Genomic DNA, 19,175 nt, shown 5'->3' with positions numbered 1-19,175 from the left:
TTCAGTCTTTTAAGGCCGAGAGGGCGCTGCTTTCAAAAAGCGGCGGTCATGGTCTGCGGTCGGTAGCCGAATAGCGTCATACCGGCCAAACAGCCGATAGCGATTCAAGGCGATTTTGTTGTACATCCAGTCCCGCAGGGCTTTCGGAACAACCCGTGCCAAGACTAGCCATCGCCACGGGGCGCCGAGGCGGCCGAGAATCTCAAACATTGCCTCAGAACGTATGTACACCTTGTTGTTAGAGACAAGAACGATGGTATTGAATTTGTCCTGAGGCAAACCGGCCCAGCGCAACAATGCCTGACCTTCCGGTGACTGCACTGCAGCAAGCTGGATGCGATGTGCCCGATCATGCTGGATAACAAACCTTGCCCAACCGTTACACAGCTTGCAGGTGCCGTCGAAGAGCACGACAGTGTCCTCCGGATTAACGTACGGGGCGGGAGCCTTCACTTCCATGATCATTGGGTTTGCTGCGCCGCTTTTCGAAGCGTGATGCGTGTCAGCTCTGACGGTATACCCAATCGCAGGGCAAATCCCGGCCAGAGTGCTGTGCCGTTGTTGACGTAAAGTTGCATGCCATCAACGTCATAGAAACCGGAGACGAAGCCCTCATTCGCCAAGGCAATCACGCGTTCAAGCCCCAGAATCATCCCGCCGTGGGTGTGACCGGATAACTGAACGGCTACACCTTGGCTTGCGGAAAACTCTGCATTGCGGGGTTGGTGGTCGAGCAGAATGATCGGCGTGTCTCTTGGCGAGCCTTTCAGCGCCTGCTTCACGTCTGGCGCGGGAAAGCCCGTTTTCGGAGCCGTCACATCCGTGACGCCCGCCAATACAATCTGTGCTCCGTCACGCTTGATCAGCGTGTGACTATTGGCAAGAGGAATCATGCCGAGCGAGACGAAGTGCTGCATCCAGGCTTCATTGTCGAAGAAGTACTCATGGTTGCCAGGAATGACATAAACGCCGTCGGGAGCACGAAGATCGCGCAATGCATCGATGTCTAGCGCCCGGTCATGGATAGAACCGTCGATTAAATCGCCAGTGACGACGATCAGGTCGACACCCAGATTATTGGAGTCCTGCACCACCGCTCGGGTCCACGGCTCATCAAACAGGCGGCTGATATGCAGATCGGTCAGTTGCAGGATTTTGTAGCCTTCAAACTGCGAGGGCAGGTCTTTGATCGCGATCTCTATATCCTTGACTGGCGGGACGCGCACCGCCTGGTGGACACCCAGAGCGGACAGCAGCAGCGCCGCGATACCCAGCCCATAACGCAGGCCGGCCGGAATGGTGAGCCGTTGCCGGCGAATCAGCATCCTCAGCAGCGTGACAATGTCGACGATGATCTGCCCCACAGCGATCAGCAGAATCGCGCCAAATGCCCAATTGAAAAGCATCACTACCATTCGTGGAAATTCCGGGGAAAAAACGCTTCCGGAAGAAAATCGAGAGTACAGGTGATACTGCGAGGCAAACATCAGCAGCAGCGCTGCGATAATTTTGGCCTTCAGCTTCCATGGCATTGGCAGGATGAAACGTGTGATGACGTACAGGCATGGCAGGCTGAACATAACGTGAAACATTAAACGCGTTCCCTTACGATCGATTGAGTTGCGTGTCGCAACTGTACAGGCCCACCAAGCTCAACCCATTCAGCTACAAAGTTTGTCACACAAAAAGCCGCCAGTTCAGAAAACCCTATCGTTCAGTTGTTCGATGGCCCGCAATGCATCGGGAGTCGGCAAAATCGGAGAAAGATTCAGGACGCTCCCGAAATTAGCCTTAAATAACGGTCAGCAAGCGCCGATAAGACTTGCACAACAGCAATTTGTCCATTGATCGCAAGGGGCTTAAAGATGTCAATAAAACTACGTCTGTTGCTGTTGATCGGGACCAGTGTGCTCACTGTTCTGATTATCAGTCTGGTCAACTATCTGGGTAACGCGCGCACGGAGGCCGCGATGATCGACAGTGAAGTCAGCATGACTGCACTGAGCAATCATCTGGAAGCCGACATGATGCACGATGCGCTGCGTGCTGACGTACTGTTGGCGATGCTGGTCGGGCTGGGGAAAAGCGATACTCGTCGAGAAGACGTCGTAGATGGCCTTAAAGAGCATGCTGCGCATTTTCGAAAAGTGCTTGGCGATAACCTGATGCTGCCCCTCGACGAAACCCTCAAGTTGGCGCTGGACAAGATCAAGCCTAGCCTGGATGCCTATATTGCTGCGGGGGAGCGGATTGTTGGCGTGGCGATCAACAGCCCGGAACAGGCACAGCAGGAGTTGGCCACGTTCAGCAGCGCTTTCACCCAACTGGAAGATCAGATGTCCAGCGTAAGCGAGCTGATCGAGAATAACTCCCGGGCCAGTGGCGAGGCCACACGTGATGCGATCCGCACTGCCAATATCACCCTTGCTGTTGTGCTGGGGATCAGCCTGATACTGCTGATCGCCCAAGGCATCTGGGTGACCCGAAGCATCATGACTCCTTTGCAAGTTGCCAGACGAATTGCCGACAGCATTGCCCATGGCAACCTGAGCGAAGCTATCGCTGAACCAGGCAACCGGGATGAAGCCAGCATGTTGATCCGCAGTCTGGCCGTGATGCAGCGTGACTTGCGCGGCATGATCGAGGTGGTACGCAACAATGCCCAGGGCGTGAGTCATATCAGCCAGCAATTGAGCAGTGGCTGTCACGAAGTCGCCGGGAGCAGCCAGCAGCAAAGTTCCGCGGCAGGCACGATGTCGGCAGCGACCAGCGAAATGACCGCAAGCATCGAAGAAATTACTCGCCATGCCGAGCATGCACTGGCGATGGCCAATCAGGCTGAAGCGCTGGCCAAGAATGGCGGACGTGTGATTCATCAGGTCGTGAGCGACATGGATGGCATTGCGCGCTCCTCGCAAGAGTCGGCAAAGGTAATCCGCACGCTGGATAAAGAGTCCGAAGGGATTTTCACCATCATTCAGGTGATCAAGGGCATCGCTGACCAGACCAACCTGTTGGCGCTCAACGCCGCCATTGAAGCGGCCCGTGCCGGTGAGCAGGGCCGAGGTTTTGCGGTGGTTGCCGATGAAGTGCGAAGCCTCGCCGGACGTACCAGCGCTTCCACGCAGGAAATTGCCAGTATGGTTGCACGCATCCAGCAAAGCACTCGCGAAGCTGTAACCAGCATGGAGGCGGGTGTTGCTCAGGTCGACAAAGGCATGGCCGTCACCGCCGAGGTTGAGCAGGCTATTAGCGAGATTCTTGAGGCGACGCTAAGCACCACTCAACTGGTCAACGACATCACCCGGACCATTGGCGAACAAAGTCTGGCCAGCAACGAAATCGCTCACCAGGTGGAGATGATCGCCAGCATGTCGGCAGGCAATAGCCGTGTGATTGGTGAGACAGCCAGTACCACTGATCAACTGTCAGCGCTTGCAGGTCAGCTTTCTCAATCAGTGGATCGTTTCCGCCTTTAGGGTGGCGATGCTCATGAAGCCCCGTACAAACGGGGCTTTAGCTGGTTTGCCTTTAGCTGTGGCTGAGTGGAGCGGGGCAGTGGTCATCCGGCCTCAGTCGCGATGATTACCCGAACAAGGTTAAAGTGGTCACACTATCAATCGTTGTGTGAAAGAAGGAATCGTCCGCTGTTTGTTTCTCTGGATGGCCCCAAAGGAGCCGGTAAAACCACACTGTTGGAAGCCGTGACGAAAGTACTGAGGGCAGATAACAAAAAGGTGATCCGGATTTGCGAGAAAAAAAGCGATCCCTTCAGGCGTGAAACCATGACGCTCGTTAACAGGCTCGTCAGAAATCCCTCCTGGGATCTGGAGCTGGAGGTTTGTGAGCGCCTTGCTGATAGCCGTACCTGGATATCTCGACACGTGCTGGCTACACAGCCTCTAGGCAGCATCATCCTGATCGATCGGTGGTACCCGTCCGATGCCGCGTTTCGCCGGCAAATCCCGTTTGCAGACATTCTGCAGTTGAACATTGATCGAAACGTGCGAGTGCCGGACCTGCATGTAGGGGTTGTCACCGCTCCGGATATTTCCTGGGCGAGGGCAGCAGCACGACGGCGCGGACTGAGCAGTACTGTGATCCATACGCTGGAAGAACAGGTCACCTGCACCGAAGCGTTCGAACAAGCAGTTTCAGATAACGGCTGGTTTTTATGCCGCAATGAAGGGGCCATCGAAGACGCAACGATGCAGGTGGTTTCCGAGATATACAGAACCCTCCGATAAGGACCTCGCTGGCTCAAAGGAATGAAGTCACGCTGGTCACCCGAAGCGGCGTAGGCTTCTCTGCTCCCAGCAATCCGTTTATTGACGTCAAAACATAATTATGTGGGCGCAATTCAGTTGCCGGATTGTCCGCCGATACCTGATGAAGATGTATCCGTTTGCGGTAGCACTGAGGGTCGGTCCATGTTCAATAAATCGCTCAAAGATGAACTGACGGCCAGGACGGCCGAAGTCGTGGGTTATAAGGGATTGATTGAAGCACTGGGCCGCTCCATGGCGGTAGTCGAGTTTAGCCTGGACGGTAAAGTACTTCGGGCCAACGACAACTTTCTCACCGCAATGGGCTATCGCGCCGAGCAATTACTCAACAAATCGCATCGGGACTTTTGCCCCCCTGCGTTGACTCGCAGCGCTGATTACAGCCAGTTCTGGGCGCAACTGCGGGCCGGCAAGTTCGTCTCGGGCACATTCCAGAGAATCAACGCGTCGGGGCAGAATGTCTGGCTTGAAGCCAGTTACAACCCGGTGATCGACGAGCGTGGCCAAGTGCTGAGGATCGTCAAATATGCGCTGGACGTGACTGCAAAAGTCACCCAGGAAGCGCTGACGCAGGGCAAACTGGCCGCACTGGATCGCGCAATGGCGGTTATTGAGTTTGATCTCGCCGGCAACATTGTCTCGGCCAACGATAATTTTCTGCACACCATGGGCTACACCCTGAACGACCTCAAGGGTAAGCACCACCGCCTGTTTTGCGAGCCGAGCCTGGTCAATAGCAGCGAATACAGCGACTTCTGGCGTCGATTGAACGCAGGTGAGTTTTTTGGTGGCCAGTTCAAACGTATCGGAAAGAACGGACGGATAGTCTGGCTGGAAGCGACCTATAACCCGGTCTATGACGCTGACGGTAAATTGGTCAAGGTCATCAAATTCGCCAGTGATATTACCGAGCGCATCGAGCGCTTCGAAGAGGACTCACGCGGTGCTTCCCGGGCGTACCATATTTCTGCGGAAACCGAAAAAGTTGCCGAACAGGGTGCTCAGGTCATTCAGGAAACCGCGCTGGAGATGCGCCAGATTGCCGATAACATCGGCGCGTCGGCCCGGCTTGTCGGTCAACTGGGTCAACGTTCCGAACAGATCACGGCCATCGTCAATACTATTCGCGGGATCGCTGATCAGACCAACCTGCTGGCCCTTAACGCCGCTATCGAAGCGGCACGAGCGGGCGATCAGGGCCGAGGCTTTGCGGTAGTGGCCGACGAAGTACGGCAACTGGCGGGACGTACCAGCCGCTCGACTGCGGAAATCGCTGAAATGATCGGCAAGATCCTTTCTGAAACCCGTGATGCAGTCGCCAGCATGAACGCCACACAGGAGGGAGCAAAACGCGGCGTTAGCCTGGCGGATCAGGCTGGCTCAGTGATCCTGCAGATTCGCAGCGGAACCAGCGACGCCGTAGAAGCGGTGAGTATGTTCGCCTCCAAGCTCGACGAGTCAGAAGTGATTCCCAAAACCGCCGTCAGTTGGGTCGGTTAGCCTGTAGCAAAGCAACTGCATCGAGTCGTAGCGGATTGCTGCCCACCGGCAATCCGCTTGATCACTTCGATAGCGGGTAGAGACAATCGTGCCCGAGCCAAGTAGAAACAGCACGTTTTTAAAGATCGATTACGTTGCGGTAACGAGGTTTCTGTGCGACCAACTGCTCCCCAACGCTGTTGATCCGGGTAAGCCCAGTCGAGCGTTCTGCGCAGCGCCCGCAAGAGTTAATTATGCAGCGAACACCCATACGCTCACGGACGTTGTAATTCCTCACACCGCTGCCGACCACGAGGACGACTCTGTCAATTTCATGGCCAGTCGCAAGGGGATACTGATGCTCACCCCATTGGCCTATTCGTCCAAATTCTTGAATGTCGCAAAAATCTGAGTTTGAGCCGCGCTTTTAGGGTTTTTCTCTTTCTTCGCTTCGTAATGTAGACCTGTCGCCAACAGAGCGGCTCGAGCTTCCACTGAGCTTGAAAAAACAGAACCTGCACATCTTGGCTCTTAATTTCTGTCTCCGTTTAGTCTTGGTCGGAGAAATGACTCATGAAACGCGGCAAGCATACTTTCAAATTTTTGCTGGCTGGATTTGCGCTTTCGCTAACATCTAATGGCGCTACTGCAGCCGAAGCAGCCTCATGTGAAACCGTGCGTTTTGGCATGATGGCGTGGACTGATCTGGCGGCTACCACTGCGGTGGCGCGGACTCTTTTTGAGGATTTAGGCTACAAGACGACCGATAGTTCTGCATCGCAGCCAATCATCTTTGGCGCAATGCGCGATAACCGTCTGGATGCGTTTCTGGGTTACTGGAGCCCTTCCGCCGACTCGATCATCGAGCCTTTCCGTTCCAAAGCTCAAGTGAAGGTTTTTGACGAGCCCAGTTTGGCAGACGGCCAGATGACGCTTGCGGTGCCCACCTGGTTGGCCGAAAAGGGGCTTCGTACGTTCCAGGATATCCACAAATTCAAGAAGGAGCTGGGCGGTAAAATCTACGGCATAGACCCGGGGACTGATATCAATCGCAGGCTACAAGCCGCCATTGATGCCAAGCGCTTTGATCTGGATGGTTTCAAGCTCGTTGAGTCCAGTGAGGCGGGCATGCTGTCGGCTGTGGCTCGCGCAGAAAATCGCAAGGAAGCCATCGTACTCGTTGGCTGGAAACCGCACCCGATGAACATTCAATTCAACCTGACCTATCTCACCGGAAGCGACGGGATGATGGGGGCTGATGAGGGTAAGGCAACGGTGTGGACTGTGGTGCGGGGCGACTATGCCCAGCAATGCCCGAATGCTGCTCGTTTGCTCAGTAACCTGAAATTCAACAGTGCACAAGAGGCGAAGATGATGGGGCGCATTCTGAACCGGGAAGATCCAATGAAAGTTGCCCGGGACTTTCTCGATTCCAATCCAGGTCTGGTCAAGGAGTGGCTCGCGGGAGTAACTCAGTACAACGGTAATGCTGCGGCAATCGCAGCCAACTGAGATATCTGTGACCGAGCATGCCCGCTGACTTTGGGCGAAGGAGTGATTCCGCGTCGAATCTAGCCCCTTCCTGAACCAATCCCGCACCCATCGCGAATGTCCAAGGAGTCCCCATGCTTTCTCGAAGAGACGTTTCCGACCAGGAGTGGAGCGCGCGTTGTGAGCTAGCGGCACTCTATCGTCTGATTGCCCACTTTCGCATGACGGATTTGATCGACACGCATATCAGTCTTCGCGTCCCAGGCGCAGAAAATCGATTTCTCATAAATCGATACGGCGTTTTGTTTGACCACATGACAGCCAGCGATCTGGTGCTGATCGACTATGACGGCAACAGGATCGAATCCAGCCGGGAGGATGTCTATGTAAATGCGGCTGGGTTCACCATTCACTCCGCAATTCATATGGCCCGCCCGGACGTTCATTGCGTCATCCACACCCATACGGCTGCAGGGATCGCTGTCTCCGCTCAGGAGCAAGGTTTGCTCCCCATCTCCCAGCATGCACTCAAGTTTTACGGAAAACTGGGTTATCACACTTACGAAGGTGTGGCGCTGTGCCTGAGCGAGCGCGAGCGGCTTGTCGCGGATCTGGGCCCGCATCGTGCGATGATCCTGCGTAACCACGGTCTGCTTGCGGCGGGCCGAAACGTGGCCGAAGCGTTTCATGAGATCCATTTTCTTGAGCGCGCCTGTCAGGCGCAAATCCAGGCGTTGGCCGGTGGCAGCAAGCTTGTTTTCCCCTCAGAGGAAGTTTGCCTTTTGACCGCGGGTCAATTCACCGACGACGAGGAAGGGAGGCGTTACATCCTCACGGGATGGCAAGCCGCGCTCAAATTGATCGAACATCAACGTGCCGAGTACTGCTCATGACCCGTATTGCGTTGATAAACCAGACCTGACTGATCTGGGGTACATTCTTCGTCATTCTGATCCACTGGTGACATTATTTTACTAAGGGAGGGCGGGAGCGCTGAAATGGTGGTTTGCTGAAACCCTGCGGCCGGCGTCGTCGGCCTCCAACAGGGGCATCGCCAATCAGATTCCGAAAAACATTGGCAGGCTTTCTCGCAATGAGTCCCTGCTTAATCGCGTCTACGTCGCGAGCGGCTATCAATCACGCTGGCGTCGCCCATTTTCCCGTCATCACAGCGCGATCTTGACGGGGCGTGCAGCTGAATTTTTCTTTGTAGCATCGGGCGAAATAGGAGGGTGATTCATAACCGCAGGCGACGCTTATTTGCAAAATCGAGAGATCACTCTGCTGAAGCAGTTGCCTGGCCTTCTCCAGTCGAAGGCGTTGACGGAACTCGGCAGGGGAAACCTGCAACGTTGCCCTGAACAACCTTTCCAGGTGTCGTCGCGTCACACAGACGCCACGGGCGAGTTCGTCGACGTCCATGTCTTTATCCAGATTCTGTTCGATGCGCTCGATCACCGCGTGAATCTTACGATTGTTGAAGTTGTAACGCTTCGGCGCTTCCAGCCGCTGCAGTGCTTGTCTGGCACGAATGGGCCCATGGACGAACTGCTCTGAAACCTTGAGGGCGAGTTCAGAACCATGAGCCTGAGCGATCAGCTCCAGCATCAAATCCATTGACGAGGTTCCCCCGGCCGATGTCAGCCGTCGCTCATCGATTTCGTACAACTCGTGGCTGACGTGCAACCCGGGGTAGCTCTCGATGAATGAGTCTATCGCCTCCCAATGAACGGTCATTCTGCAGCCTTTCATTAGGCCTGCGTGTGCAAGAACGAACGCACCCGTGTCGATTCCACCCAGCGTCGCGCCCGCTTTGTCCTGTCGACGCAGCCATTGCACCAACGCGGTATTGATGAGGGCCAGCGGGTCATAGGCGGCGACCAGGATCAATGTGTCTTGTGGGCCGAGTTCCAACAACTGTCCGTCCACCGCGATGGACATCCCGTTGCTGGCTGGCACGGGCATGCCGTCCTGGCTAATCGTTCGCCACCGGTACAAATCCCCACCCATCCGGTTGGCCGAGCGCAAGGGTTCGGCGACGGCGGCGAAGTCCATCATCGAGAAACCGGGGATCAACAAAAAAGTGAATAACCTCGACACCTCAAGCACCTCCATGCACGGACTTCATTTCATGTATGCAAGCCCTCAGCCAAACACCCTGAAGCATGTCGCAAAAGTCGCCATCCTCGGCGCTAAGTTACGGTTTGTGGACGTGGGCCTTGCGTAACTTAGCTCTCTATGGCTGACGGCATATTTGAAGACCGCCCCGTTACGGCGCCTTGACAGACTGCACTGCTCTGGCGCGGAACACGGGCCATTCGCAGTTGAGAGAAGGGATAGTTGAGATCATGAACAGAAACGTCATCGTGACATGCGCTCTGACTGGCGCGGGCGACACCGCGGGCAAACACCCGGCTATCCCAGTGACGCCAAAACAGATCGCACAGGCGGCGATTGAAGCGGCTAATGCTGGCGCCAGTATCGTGCATTGCCATGTCAGGGATCCCGAAACGGGAAAGCCCAGTCGTGACCCTGCCCTGTACCGCGAAGTTATGGAGCTGATTCGCGGCAGTGGGGTAGACGTCATCGTCAACCTTACAGCGGGTATGGGGGGCGACCTGGAAATTGGCCAAGATGAATCACCCATGAACTTTGGTGCCGGCACTGATCTGGTGGGGCCACTGGAGCGACTGGTGCATGTGCAGGAGCTGCTTCCGGACATCTGCACTCTGGACTGTGGAACGCTCAACTTTGGTGATGGCGACACCATCTACGTAGCGACACCTCCGCAACTTCGTGCGGGGGCGAAAAAAATCACCGAACTGGGTGTGAAGGCAGAACTTGAAATCTTCGACACAGGCCACCTGAGTTTCGCCAAACAGATGCTGCGTGAAGGTCTGTTGATTGACCCGATGTTTCAGCTTTGCCTGGGTATTCCCTGGGGAGCGCCCGCCGACACCGGAACGATGAAAGCGATGGTCGACAATTTGCCATTGGGCGTGCAGTGGTCTGCGTTTGGCATCGGGCGCATGCAGATGCCAATGGCCGCTCAGTCAATGTTGCTGGGCGGGCATGTCCGAGTTGGTCTGGAAGACAACCTTTGGCTCGACAAAGGCGTCTATGCGAGCAACGGCTCATTGGTCGAGCGAGTCGTTGAGCTGATCGCCCGAATGGGAGCCACGCCTCAGACGCCGACAGAAGCGCGCAAGACGCTGAATCTCGTCTGAATCATTCACCCACACATAGGGCCGCATCATGCATTCGACAGTCAAACACGTCGCCGTCATCGGCGCGGGTGTTATAGGCAGTGGCTGGGTCGCGCGTTTTCTGGCCAACGGTTTAAGTGTGACCGCTTGGGATCCGTCCGCGGATGCGCCAGCGCAAATTATTCAGCGCGTTACTAACGCTTGGGCAACGATGCCGTATACGACCCTAAGCTTTGAAGAGGCGATAGCGAACCTCCACATGGCGGACACGGTTGAGCAATGTGTCGCACAGGCCGAGCTGGTTCAAGAAAGCGCGCCTGAGAATCTTGTGTTGAAGATCGACCTGCACGCCAGAATCTCTCGCGCAGCCCCGACAGATGCGCTCATTGCGTCATCCACCTCAGGGTTGCTGCCATCTGAGTTTTTTGCCGACGCGTCTATACCAGAGCGTTGCCTGGTCGCTCACCCGTTCAACCCGGTCTATCTGTTGCCGCTGGTTGAGATCGTGGGAGGCGTGAACACCTCGCCTGAAAGTCTTGATCGCGCAACGGAGGTGTATCGCACTCTGGGCATGCATCCATTGCGCGTGCGTCATGAAGTGCCGGGCTTTATCGCGGACCGATTGATGGAGTCCATGTGGCGCGAAGCCCTGCACATGATCAATGACGGCGTGGCGACACCCTCTGAAATTGATGATGCCGTCCGTTTCGGCTGCGGATTGCGCTGGGCGTTCATGGGCTCGTTCATGACCTTTTCACTGGCTGGAGGAAAGGAGGGCATGCGCCATTTCATGCGCCAGTTTGGCCCGGCTTTGAAGCTGCCGTGGACGTATCTCCAGGCCCCGGAACTCACCGATGCGTTGTTGGATAGCATCGTTACCGGTTCGGAGGAGCAGTTAGCGGGCCGCAGCATCGAGGCGCTTGAGCGTTATCGGGATGATTGCCTCCAGGCCATTCAGCAAACCATTGCGCAGGCCAAAGCGCGCCACGGAATCGAGGATTAAGTGCGATGAGCAACGTACGACAGGCCCCGGAAATCCTCTGGTCAGGACAGGTACTTGCTGAGTGGACGGACTATAACAGTCACCTGCGAGACGCTTACTACCTGTTGATCTTCAGTTTTGCAGGTGACGCGTTACTCGATTGGCTGGGTCTCGACGCTACAGGTCGTGAGCGCTCGGGGCATTCGATGTTCACCCTGGAGTGCCATTTGAACTATCTGCATGAGCTCAAGTGTGGGGATGAAGTGGAGGTTCGTTGGCAGCTACTCAACGCTGACAAAAAACGCCTGCAACTGTACTTCAGCATGCATAGGCGGGGATCGAAAGACGCTGCTGCTGTCGCTGAGCAGATGTGGCTGAACGTCGATATGAGCGGCCCGAAATCAGCGCCTTTCAACCCCGCAGTTCAATTGCAGGTATCCACCCTTGCTGCCGAGCATGGCATGCGCAATACCCCGCAGTTTGTGGGGCGCTGCATTGCGCTGCCAGCCTGACCCCGGCAGTTATCTTTCTTGGAGATGATCATGAGCGCAGTTCAGAAACAAACCGTTGAGGAATTCGCAGCTGATTGGCGCAGCTTCGCCACGAACCGCCAGATTCAGAGCTGTCATCTGGAGTCTGGCAACGTGACCGTCCAGTGGGATGATGGCCGCAAGAATCTGTTCCACTTCGATTGGCTGCGCGATAACTGTTCGTGTCCGGCATGCGTGCATCCGGTAACGCGCGAACAGGTCTTCGAGATCGCTGATACACCTGTCGATCTATCTGTCGTCGACGCTACAGTGATAGGGCAAAGCGAGCTCGCTATTCGTTGGTCTGACGGGCACCAGAGCCTGTTCGGTGCAGGTTGGCTACGAGCCCATGGCTACGACCAAAAATCCCGTCAGGAACGCTTGAGCGCCGAGCGTACGGTGCAAATATGGCAGGCTGACCTGGAAATTCCTACGTTCGATTATTCCTCGGTCATGGCCGACGATCAGGCACTCCTTGACTGGCTCCTCGCTGCCCGGGATATAGGGCTGACTCGGATGATCAACATGCCCACCAGCGAAGAAACCATGGAGCACGTAGCACGACGGATTTCTTTCATTCGCGAAAGCAACTTCGGTGTGGTCTTTGAGGTAAGGACCAAGGTCGAGGCAGTCAACAGCAACGCTTACACTGCGCTGGAGCTGCCGCATCACACTGACTTGCCCACTCGTGAGTTGCAGCCGGGGCTTCAGTTTCTGCACTGCCTGGTGAACGACGCCACAGGAGGTGACAGCACCTTTGTCGATGGCTTTGCTATTGCCAACCACCTGCGGCTTGAGCATCCAGCGGATTTCGAACTGCTGACACAGACCCCGGTAAGCTTCCGTAACAAAGCCCCGCAGAGCGATTACCGCAGTCTGGCTCCGATCATTGGCCTCAACGCGCGCAGTGAGGTTAGCGAAATTCGCCTGGCTAACTGGCTGCGTGCTCCATTTGACGTCGCCGAGCGAGACATGCCTGCGTTCTACCAAGCGTATCGAAAATTCAGCGCAATGGCCCGCCAGCCGGAGTTCATTGTTCGCAAACGCCTGAATGCCGGTGAGATGTGGTGCTTCGATAACCGGCGTACGATGCATGCGCGCCAAGCGTTCGACCAGTCCAGCGGACTACGGCATCTGCGCGGTTGCTACATGGATCGCGACGAGTTGCTGTCGCGAATCCTGGTGTTACAGCGCACTCACCGCGCCAGCCGTTGACCAATATTCTTCCCTTGGGATTGGGTGCCTTGATGAGCGATCTGACTTTTCATCTGAGTGAAACGAGCGAGAGCATTTATCTGCGCACGGCATCAGCAACATTCGAGATGCCCGCACTTTGGTTGCGCGAACGCAGCCCCGACCCTACGCAACTGGAGGCGTTGACCCAGCAACGATTGTTCGACTCCCACGCAATCGACCCGCTGATCACAGTCAGATTGCTGGAGACCAGCGGTGAAGATGTGTGGTTGGGCTTTAGCGATGGGCACCATGCCCGGTATCAGGCCACGGCCTTGTTCAAGGATGCCACCGAACAGTCGAGCTTCCCGGTGTCTGAAGGCTGGGCAGGTGATCTGAGCCTGGCGAGTGTTCGAGCGGACTGGCGCGAAATGGATGATCCGAGCGCGCTTCTTGACGCGCTGGATGCTTACCTGCGGTTCGGCTTTATCATCCTGCACGATGTGCCCTGTGATCCTGAGAGCGTACTCGTCGTAGGCAACAAATTCGGTTACGTGAAGGAAACCAATTTCGGCCGATACTTCGAGGTTTATTCACGTCCGGATGGCAACGATCTGGCCTATCGCTCGATCCATCTAGGCCCACATACCGACAACCCCTATCGCGATCCGGTACCAGGCATTCAGCTATTGCATTGTCTGATCAACGAAACCAGCGGCGGACTTTCGACTTTGGTGGACAGCGTCCATGTTGTCAGCAAGCTGGCGCAGGAAGATCCCGAAGGCTATGAGCTGCTGTGCTCGGTTCCGGTCAAATATCGCTTCGTCGACAAGGGTACCGAACTGGTGACACACCGTCCGATCATCAACATTGATCGGCAGGGGCGGACGTTGGGTGTGCATTACAGCCCAAGGCTGGATGGGCTGCCGTTGCTGGCCGTGAACACGTTGAGGCGGTTCCATCAGGCACGAAAACGGCTAGGCGAATTGTTCACGGATCCGGGCAATGAAATCCGTTTCAAACTGGAGGAGGGCGAACTGATGCTCTTCGACAACAGCCGCGTGCTTCACGGGCGTACAGCCTATGACCCCAGTGAAGGTCATCGCCACCTTCAGGGTTGCTACATTGATCTTGATGGCCCACGCGAGCGATTTGCCAGCGCCCTCAAGTCCCTTGGCCGTGTTTAGGAGAATGGAAATGGATCAGGTTGCCTTCATCGAGATGAAAGCAGGTACCGCAGAGGAGTATCACTTCCTTGAGCGTCTGGAGCAGGATTACAACCAACATCTTCCAGAACGCATTCTGGAAGCTCTCGAAGCATCTGCACACACGCTTAGCGGATACAAGGTCAACCGGCTTGAACATGCCCTACAAGCAGCTGCGCGAGCCGAGGCCGATGGTGCAGACGAAGAAATGATTGTTGGCGCGCTCATCCACGATTTGGGCGATAGCCTGGCACCTTATAACCACTCGCAATTTGCGGCATCGATTATCAGGCCTTACGTGCGAAACGAGGTGACTTGGGTGCTGCATCACCACGGACTGTTTCAGAACTTCTATTATGCGCACACGGGGGGGGACAGAAACGAGCGTGACCGTTATAAGACTCATCCTTACTATCAAAGCTGCATAGACTTTTGCGAACGCTGGGATCAATCGTCTTTCGATCCAGACTATCCAACACCTGAGCTGAGCCATTTTGCTCCGATGTTGCGGAATATTTTCGGCCGTAAGCCTTTTGATCCGGAGGTCATAGGTGAAGAGTACGCACTAGAATGACCAGTGCTTGCAGTGCACGTCGCTATAACGCTGCCCTTGCAGGCAATCGAGCAAAGTCGGCAGCCGCATCTTCGACTATCTGCCTCGGAATCCTACACCCGCGCGGCGCCCACAAAGTAAGCCGACCTTGAACCGCGCTGCGTTGGGCAACAATGCACGCTCTTTCAGGGAAGTGTTCGGCGATGAACCTGCTTATTGAAGGTTCAGGGATCCATAGCGGGACAATTTTTTCAAATTGTCCCCGACAAGCAAGCCCACCCCGGTGAGCTTGTCTGCGTGTGTTGGAAACCATCCCCCGTAAGGCAGTCACACCGCGCTATACCACGGCGGCCTTGGCGCACTTTGCGCCCCTTAGCATGGCTGTTCGAGTTGCTTTAAGCATTCAAAGACCTTTACGCGTTCAGACATCACCGGAGAAACGCTGCGCGCCATGAGCATATGGTTTTGAACGACCTAGGGTATCAAGCGCATCTCCCGTAATTTGTCGAATACATCGAAAAATGCTTGGTCACTTGCTTGGTACGCAGTGAAGCCCATTGCACGGCTTTTCGACATATCCGTTACGACTTCGATGGGTCGACCGAGGTCTGCATCGGTATGCCACGGGGATATCAGGCGACCAATATCGGATTCTTTCAGGCCATGCTCCGCGACTATTTGCGTCCATACGGCCTGGTCGTCAGCCATTTGCTCCTCAAGGGGAGAAAGTGAAGCGGGATAGTCGGCAGCGGGCAAGTCGAAGTATTCGGCGATCCGACTCCACATCCATTTCCAGCGAAACACATCGCCATTAGTGATGTTGAATGCCTGGTTGGCTGCAGCTGGCGTGGTGGCCGCCCACAGTTGTTGTTTCGCCAACTGTCGCGCATCCGTCATATCGGTGAGGCTGTCCCACTGCACCCTTGATCCAGGAAACACAAAAGGGCGATTGGTTTTTTTGCAAATCGAGGCATAGACGGCGAGCGTGGTTGCCATGTTCATCGCGTTGCCTACGGCAACCCCGGTGACGGTGTGCGGACGATGGACGCTCCAGGTGAAGCCGTCCCTCTCAGCCGCGGCGAAGAGTTCGTCTTCTTGGGCATAATAGAAATTTTCGACATTCAGCCGACCCTGTTCCTCGCGGAACGGTGTTTGCGGAAGGCTACCTTTACCATACGCTTCGAATGGGCCGAGGTAGTGTTTCAGCCCGGTAACCAATGCTACGTGCTCAACGCTCCCGGCCGGGCGAATGGCGGCGAGTACGTTGCGTACCATGGCGGCATTAACGCGAATGTTCTCGGCTTCCGTGGCTTGCCGTGACCATGTGGTAATGAACACGTGAGTAGGTTTCAAATCCGCCAGCGCATGTTCCAGCGAAGCAGGATCCTGAAGGTCTGCCGCGACAGGGATGACGCCTTGCGCTTGCGAGGGGTGCCTCGACAACGCGGCGACCTGCCAGTTGTTGTCGATCAGTAACTGCGTGATGGCGCTGCCAACGATGCCGCTGGCGCCCACAACCAAAGCTGTCTGGGTCATACGATTCTCCTGGATTTAGGTTTGGGAGTCCTCTAAGCAACAGAGGTTCAACCTAAACGGGATTCGTATTAGCCGGTACAGGTGACACGTAAATACCGCGAATGGAACTGACGGGATATCAAAAAGTGGAGGTATGAACGCCTGACCTCACGCTGACAGGAGGCCGGGGTATGGAGATCACGCCTTGCTGCCTACATCCACAGGCTGCTACCCGTCATTGGCTAGCACCCTCGTTAACTGAAAGTGCTCAGCAAGCGGCGGCTATCAGCGCGCTCAAGGTAATAAGTGAGCTTGCCGGTCGTGTCGGCAAATGGAATGGCTGCCGTTGATCGTCGGGGTATGACAAGTCGCCGTTGCCGTCAACCGTGCTGATGTAATACATGATGCTGTCCGGGCGCGGCGGTTTTAACGTTAGCGCCGCTCCCGTGGCAGTATCCCTCGCGATGGGCGCAGGCCCGGCGGGTGCGGCGCTGTCGTTATGTGCCAATGCCGCCGGCCCTGCCGCAAGCGCTGCCAGAGCGAGAATCAGAGAAATGATTTTAGTGAACATTGCATGCCCTTGGCTTGAGAACGCGTACCGGTTTCAAAAGCATGTCTTTTCAACAGAGGGTCATGGCCTGCGTCTGCTGCCAATCATCAACAGTGAAAATACAGTCAGGAAGATCACGACTATTGGCAGTGCGAAGCTCAAAGGTGCGGCGGAGTAATACGGCATCAGCTGCGTGATCATGAGTCCAGGTTCAGCGGTCGGCGGATTCACTCCTGCGCCCAGATAGGCCAGTGTTGCTAAAACCAGGATGGCTGAGGCAGCACCAAGCGCGGAGGTGCTCAGGAGTCTTGATGACAGTTCAGGCCATACATGTCGGCGAATCACGTAGAGTGGACCGCGCCCCTGCAGGCGGCTGTCTGAAACATCAGGCGAAGCCAGCACTGTGCGTGTAAGCGCGCGTGTCATGCGGAAGTATTCAGTCCATAACACCAGTACGACAGCACCGTATATCGCCAGAAGATTTCCCGGCGACATCGCGACAATCAGTAACACCAACAGTAATCCGGGCAGGACGAGAAACACCTCGGATAACAGGCTGAAACATTTATCAATAACACCGCCTGTCCAGCCGGCAAGCATGCCCAGCAGTATTCCGGGTATTGCAGCGGTGATGACACTAAATGCCGCAAACCCGAGTGACAGGCCTACAGCGGCGGCCAACCGCGCAAGCATGTCGCGCCCCAGTTCGTCTGTGCCCAGAGGATGTCCATGGGTGGGACCTGACAGGAGCGCTGCGCGGTCCTGTTCCCCACTGTCCAAGCCCCAGATCAAAGGCACCAGCACGGCAAACAGTATCAGCGATGCGAGAAGGGAGAATCCGATGATGCGGGGCAGGGCATGCATGGCTGGAGAGTGGTTCTGAATAGCGGCTTCGTGGTTCATGAGTTTCTCCGGCGAGAATCGATGGAGTGGTTTGCCAGGTCAACAATGGTTTTGAGGAGCACGAACATCAGCCCGATAGCCAATGCGGTGCCCTGCATCATTCGTGAGTCGCGATCGACAATTGCGCGCACCAGTTCCAGGCCGATGCCAGGCCAGGCAAAAACCGTCTCGACGACAATGATGCCCTCCATCAGATACACGAGTTGGGCGCTGAGCCCGGTCATCAAGGGGCCCCTTATGTCGCGCCAGCCGTGCTGCCGGAATATTGAGAAGGCGCTGAGTCCTTCAAGTCGTCCGGACGCGTAATGGGGCGCTGAAGTAACGGCTAATGTGGCATCTCGCACGACGCTTGAAGACACCGCTGCCAAACCTAAAGCGAGGGTGACAGTTGGAAGGATCGAGTGAGCGAATGTGGTGTGCCCGTGAGGTGGAAGTACAGCCAGCGCTACTGCGAAGATCAATATAAGAATGGCGCCAAGGACAAATTGCGGAATTGCGCGTATCGCTGTGGACATGATCAGCAGTGCGCGATCCACCCATCCACCCGCACGCAAGCCCGCAGTGATCCCTAGCGGTATCCCGATCAACAGGGAAAGTATCAATGCACCGATGGCCAGGGGAATTGAACGACCCAAGCCATGGATAACCGTATCCAGGACGGGTTTACCCGAGACCAACGAATTGCCGAGCTCAAAGGTCAGCAGTTCACCTATCCGGCCGAAATAAAGCAACATGACTGACTGATCAGGCGGCAAACTTGCATTGCTCTGAGCAATTATCGACAAAAAAGTCAGTGCCGCGACCAGCAATATGACCATCAAGGCCTGCAGAAGACGAAGGCTCAACAACCTGATCATGCTGCGCACTCCTGGACGAGATCAGGTTGATGATTGCCAGCGGCATACACCTCACTGATGTAATGAAAGATGCTGTGCGGATGCGACGGCTTTAATGGTAGAGCCGCTCCATTGGCCGGGTCTGTCGCGACAGGTGCCCGTTCGCGGGTGGTATCAATAAGCATTGGATGTCCATGTCTTGAGAATACGGAAGTCTGCTCGGCCCAGGCTCGTGCAAACTGTGCTTATGGCAATCACAGTGCTGCGGTGTCCCGCAGTTAAAGGGGACGTTGCCATGCTCTTTCACTTGGAAGTTTTCTGAATGCATAAAGTAATTCAATGGCCGATATTTGAAATAGTACACCTGTACTATGTTTGCCTTTTGCGGGAAGTGTTAGGTTCATCTCATTAGTCGGTGGCAGTCATCGCCGTTACAAGTTTGCACCGTCTTAGGAATCTTGATTGA

General features: G+C 55.6%; 18 protein-coding genes and 1 pseudogene. 12 read left to right on the top strand and 7 right to left on the bottom strand.

Going from position 1 to position 19,175, the window contains the following annotated elements; all coding sequences use genetic code 11:
- Nucleotides 1–9: 9 nt before the first annotated feature.
- Together AUC60_RS02260 and AUC60_RS02255 are read right to left on the bottom strand one after the other, a co-directional pair.
- Nucleotides 10–465 carry a thiol-disulfide oxidoreductase DCC family protein gene (locus AUC60_RS02260; protein ID WP_087264453.1) on the bottom strand — a complete coding sequence of 152 codons (456 nt, stop codon included), beginning with the start codon at nucleotides 463–465 and terminating at the stop codon, nucleotides 10–12.
- The gene (locus AUC60_RS02255) at nucleotides 462–1,592 is read right to left on the bottom strand and encodes a metallophosphoesterase (RefSeq protein ID WP_087264452.1); all 1,131 of its coding nucleotides are present in this window, start codon (nucleotides 1,590–1,592) and stop codon (nucleotides 462–464) included. Before AUC60_RS02255 ends, AUC60_RS02260 begins: the two co-directional genes overlap by 4 nt.
- A 273-nt stretch (nucleotides 1,593–1,865) precedes the next feature.
- Here AUC60_RS02255 and AUC60_RS28395 point away from each other — a divergent pair.
- The 6 genes and pseudogenes from AUC60_RS28395 to AUC60_RS02225 form a co-directional block, all read left to right on the top strand.
- A pseudogene (locus AUC60_RS28395) lies at nucleotides 1,866–2,621 on the top strand (HAMP domain-containing protein); the annotation flags it as partial.
- Nucleotides 2,616–3,479: a methyl-accepting chemotaxis protein gene (locus tag AUC60_RS28390; RefSeq protein ID WP_420800718.1), complete on the top strand. Its 864-nt coding sequence runs from the start codon at nucleotides 2,616–2,618 to the stop codon at nucleotides 3,477–3,479. The pseudogene AUC60_RS28395 and the gene AUC60_RS28390, both read left to right, overlap by 6 nt.
- A gap of 102 nt (nucleotides 3,480–3,581) precedes the next feature.
- Nucleotides 3,582–4,247 carry a dTMP kinase gene (locus tag AUC60_RS02245; protein ID WP_087264450.1) on the top strand — a complete coding sequence of 222 codons (666 nt, stop codon included), beginning with the start codon at nucleotides 3,582–3,584 and terminating at the stop codon, nucleotides 4,245–4,247.
- Nucleotides 4,248–4,430: 183 nt separating this feature from the next.
- Nucleotides 4,431–5,786, top strand: a complete 1,356-nt coding sequence (locus tag AUC60_RS28270; protein ID WP_087264449.1) for a methyl-accepting chemotaxis protein — start codon at nucleotides 4,431–4,433, stop codon at nucleotides 5,784–5,786.
- A gap of 552 nt (nucleotides 5,787–6,338) precedes the next feature.
- On the top strand, nucleotides 6,339–7,277 hold the full coding sequence (locus tag AUC60_RS02230; RefSeq protein ID WP_087264447.1) for a glycine betaine ABC transporter substrate-binding protein: 939 nt from the start codon (nucleotides 6,339–6,341) through the stop codon (nucleotides 7,275–7,277).
- 113 nt (nucleotides 7,278–7,390) lie between these two features.
- The gene (locus tag AUC60_RS02225) at nucleotides 7,391–8,149 is read left to right on the top strand and encodes a class II aldolase/adducin family protein (protein WP_087264446.1); all 759 of its coding nucleotides are present in this window, start codon (nucleotides 7,391–7,393) and stop codon (nucleotides 8,147–8,149) included.
- Nucleotides 8,150–8,393: 244 nt separating this feature from the next.
- Here AUC60_RS02225 and AUC60_RS02220 read toward each other — a convergent pair whose 3' ends face one another.
- Nucleotides 8,394–9,356, bottom strand: coding sequence for a GlxA family transcriptional regulator (locus AUC60_RS02220; protein WP_087264501.1), 963 nt, complete (start codon nucleotides 9,354–9,356; stop codon nucleotides 8,394–8,396).
- A gap of 248 nt (nucleotides 9,357–9,604) precedes the next feature.
- Between AUC60_RS02220 and cdhC the strand changes: the two genes are divergently transcribed.
- Genes cdhC through AUC60_RS02190 form a run of 6 tightly spaced genes read left to right on the top strand, consistent with a single transcriptional unit; the run spans nucleotide 9,605 to nucleotide 14,926 of the window.
- Nucleotides 9,605–10,483: a 3-dehydrocarnitine:acetyl-CoA trimethylamine transferase CdhC gene (gene cdhC, locus AUC60_RS02215; RefSeq protein WP_087264445.1), complete on the top strand. Its 879-nt coding sequence runs from the start codon at nucleotides 9,605–9,607 to the stop codon at nucleotides 10,481–10,483.
- Nucleotides 10,484–10,511: 28 nt separating this feature from the next.
- Nucleotides 10,512–11,465, top strand: coding sequence for an L-carnitine dehydrogenase (locus AUC60_RS02210; RefSeq protein ID WP_087264444.1), 954 nt, complete (start codon nucleotides 10,512–10,514; stop codon nucleotides 11,463–11,465).
- A 5-nt stretch (nucleotides 11,466–11,470) separates the two neighbouring features.
- Nucleotides 11,471–11,956 (top strand): thioesterase family protein, encoded by a 486-nt coding sequence (locus AUC60_RS02205; protein ID WP_087264443.1) that lies wholly within the window; start codon nucleotides 11,471–11,473, stop codon nucleotides 11,954–11,956.
- A 30-nt stretch (nucleotides 11,957–11,986) separates the two neighbouring features.
- A complete protein-coding gene (locus AUC60_RS02200; RefSeq protein ID WP_087264442.1) occupies nucleotides 11,987–13,189 on the top strand; it encodes a gamma-butyrobetaine dioxygenase in 1,203 nt (400 codons plus the stop codon).
- A 32-nt stretch (nucleotides 13,190–13,221) separates the two neighbouring features.
- Nucleotides 13,222–14,334, top strand: a complete 1,113-nt coding sequence (locus tag AUC60_RS02195; RefSeq protein WP_087264441.1) for a TauD/TfdA family dioxygenase — start codon at nucleotides 13,222–13,224, stop codon at nucleotides 14,332–14,334.
- Between the two features lie 10 nt (nucleotides 14,335–14,344).
- Nucleotides 14,345–14,926: an HD domain-containing protein gene (locus AUC60_RS02190; protein WP_087264440.1), complete on the top strand. Its 582-nt coding sequence runs from the start codon at nucleotides 14,345–14,347 to the stop codon at nucleotides 14,924–14,926.
- Between the two features lie 453 nt (nucleotides 14,927–15,379).
- Here AUC60_RS02190 and AUC60_RS02185 read toward each other — a convergent pair whose 3' ends face one another.
- The 4 genes from AUC60_RS02185 to AUC60_RS02170 all read right to left on the bottom strand — a co-directional run bounded on the left by AUC60_RS02185 (nucleotide 15,380) and on the right by AUC60_RS02170 (nucleotide 18,730).
- Nucleotides 15,380–16,441, bottom strand: a complete 1,062-nt coding sequence (locus tag AUC60_RS02185) for an SDR family oxidoreductase (protein ID WP_087264439.1) — start codon at nucleotides 16,439–16,441, stop codon at nucleotides 15,380–15,382.
- 247 nt (nucleotides 16,442–16,688) lie between these two features.
- A complete protein-coding gene (locus tag AUC60_RS02180) occupies nucleotides 16,689–16,991 on the bottom strand; it encodes a hypothetical protein (RefSeq protein WP_087264438.1) in 303 nt (100 codons plus the stop codon).
- A 60-nt stretch (nucleotides 16,992–17,051) separates the two neighbouring features.
- Nucleotides 17,052–17,873 (bottom strand): ABC transporter permease, encoded by an 822-nt coding sequence (locus AUC60_RS02175; RefSeq protein WP_087264437.1) that lies wholly within the window; start codon nucleotides 17,871–17,873, stop codon nucleotides 17,052–17,054.
- Nucleotides 17,870–18,730 (bottom strand): ABC transporter permease, encoded by an 861-nt coding sequence (locus AUC60_RS02170; RefSeq protein WP_087264436.1) that lies wholly within the window; start codon nucleotides 18,728–18,730, stop codon nucleotides 17,870–17,872. The genes AUC60_RS02175 and AUC60_RS02170 overlap by 4 nt, the downstream gene beginning before the upstream one ends.
- Nucleotides 18,731–19,175 lie beyond the last annotated feature (445 nt).

This window comes from Pseudomonas caspiana (assembly GCF_002158995.1).
Taxonomy (GTDB): domain Bacteria; phylum Pseudomonadota; class Gammaproteobacteria; order Pseudomonadales; family Pseudomonadaceae; genus Aquipseudomonas; species Aquipseudomonas caspiana.
This window is presented reverse-complemented; position numbering and strand designations above follow the sequence as displayed.

Coding starts and splice junctions, on each gene's coding strand:
- AUC60_RS02195 (WP_087264441.1), top strand. CDS start 13,222: ATGAGCGATCTGACTTTTCATCTGAGTGAAACGAGCGAGAGCATTTAT.
- AUC60_RS02225 (WP_087264446.1), top strand. CDS start 7,391: ATGCTTTCTCGAAGAGACGTTTCCGACCAGGAGTGGAGCGCGCGTTGT.
- AUC60_RS02175 (WP_087264437.1), bottom strand. CDS start 17,873: ATGAACCACGAAGCCGCTATTCAGAACCACTCTCCAGCCATGCATGCC.
- AUC60_RS28390 (WP_420800718.1), top strand. CDS start 2,616: ATGCAGCGTGACTTGCGCGGCATGATCGAGGTGGTACGCAACAATGCC.
- AUC60_RS02200 (WP_087264442.1), top strand. CDS start 11,987: ATGAGCGCAGTTCAGAAACAAACCGTTGAGGAATTCGCAGCTGATTGG.
- AUC60_RS02170 (WP_087264436.1), bottom strand. CDS start 18,730: ATGATCAGGTTGTTGAGCCTTCGTCTTCTGCAGGCCTTGATGGTCATA.
- AUC60_RS02260 (WP_087264453.1), bottom strand. CDS start 465: ATGATCATGGAAGTGAAGGCTCCCGCCCCGTACGTTAATCCGGAGGAC.
- AUC60_RS02185 (WP_087264439.1), bottom strand. CDS start 16,441: ATGACCCAGACAGCTTTGGTTGTGGGCGCCAGCGGCATCGTTGGCAGC.
- AUC60_RS02245 (WP_087264450.1), top strand. CDS start 3,582: ATGATTACCCGAACAAGGTTAAAGTGGTCACACTATCAATCGTTGTGT.
- AUC60_RS02210 (WP_087264444.1), top strand. CDS start 10,512: ATGCATTCGACAGTCAAACACGTCGCCGTCATCGGCGCGGGTGTTATA.
- AUC60_RS02230 (WP_087264447.1), top strand. CDS start 6,339: ATGAAACGCGGCAAGCATACTTTCAAATTTTTGCTGGCTGGATTTGCG.
- cdhC (WP_087264445.1), top strand. CDS start 9,605: ATGAACAGAAACGTCATCGTGACATGCGCTCTGACTGGCGCGGGCGAC.
- AUC60_RS28270 (WP_087264449.1), top strand. CDS start 4,431: ATGTTCAATAAATCGCTCAAAGATGAACTGACGGCCAGGACGGCCGAA.
- AUC60_RS02255 (WP_087264452.1), bottom strand. CDS start 1,592: ATGTTTCACGTTATGTTCAGCCTGCCATGCCTGTACGTCATCACACGT.
- AUC60_RS02190 (WP_087264440.1), top strand. CDS start 14,345: ATGGATCAGGTTGCCTTCATCGAGATGAAAGCAGGTACCGCAGAGGAG.
- AUC60_RS02180 (WP_087264438.1), bottom strand. CDS start 16,991: ATGTTCACTAAAATCATTTCTCTGATTCTCGCTCTGGCAGCGCTTGCG.
- AUC60_RS02205 (WP_087264443.1), top strand. CDS start 11,471: ATGAGCAACGTACGACAGGCCCCGGAAATCCTCTGGTCAGGACAGGTA.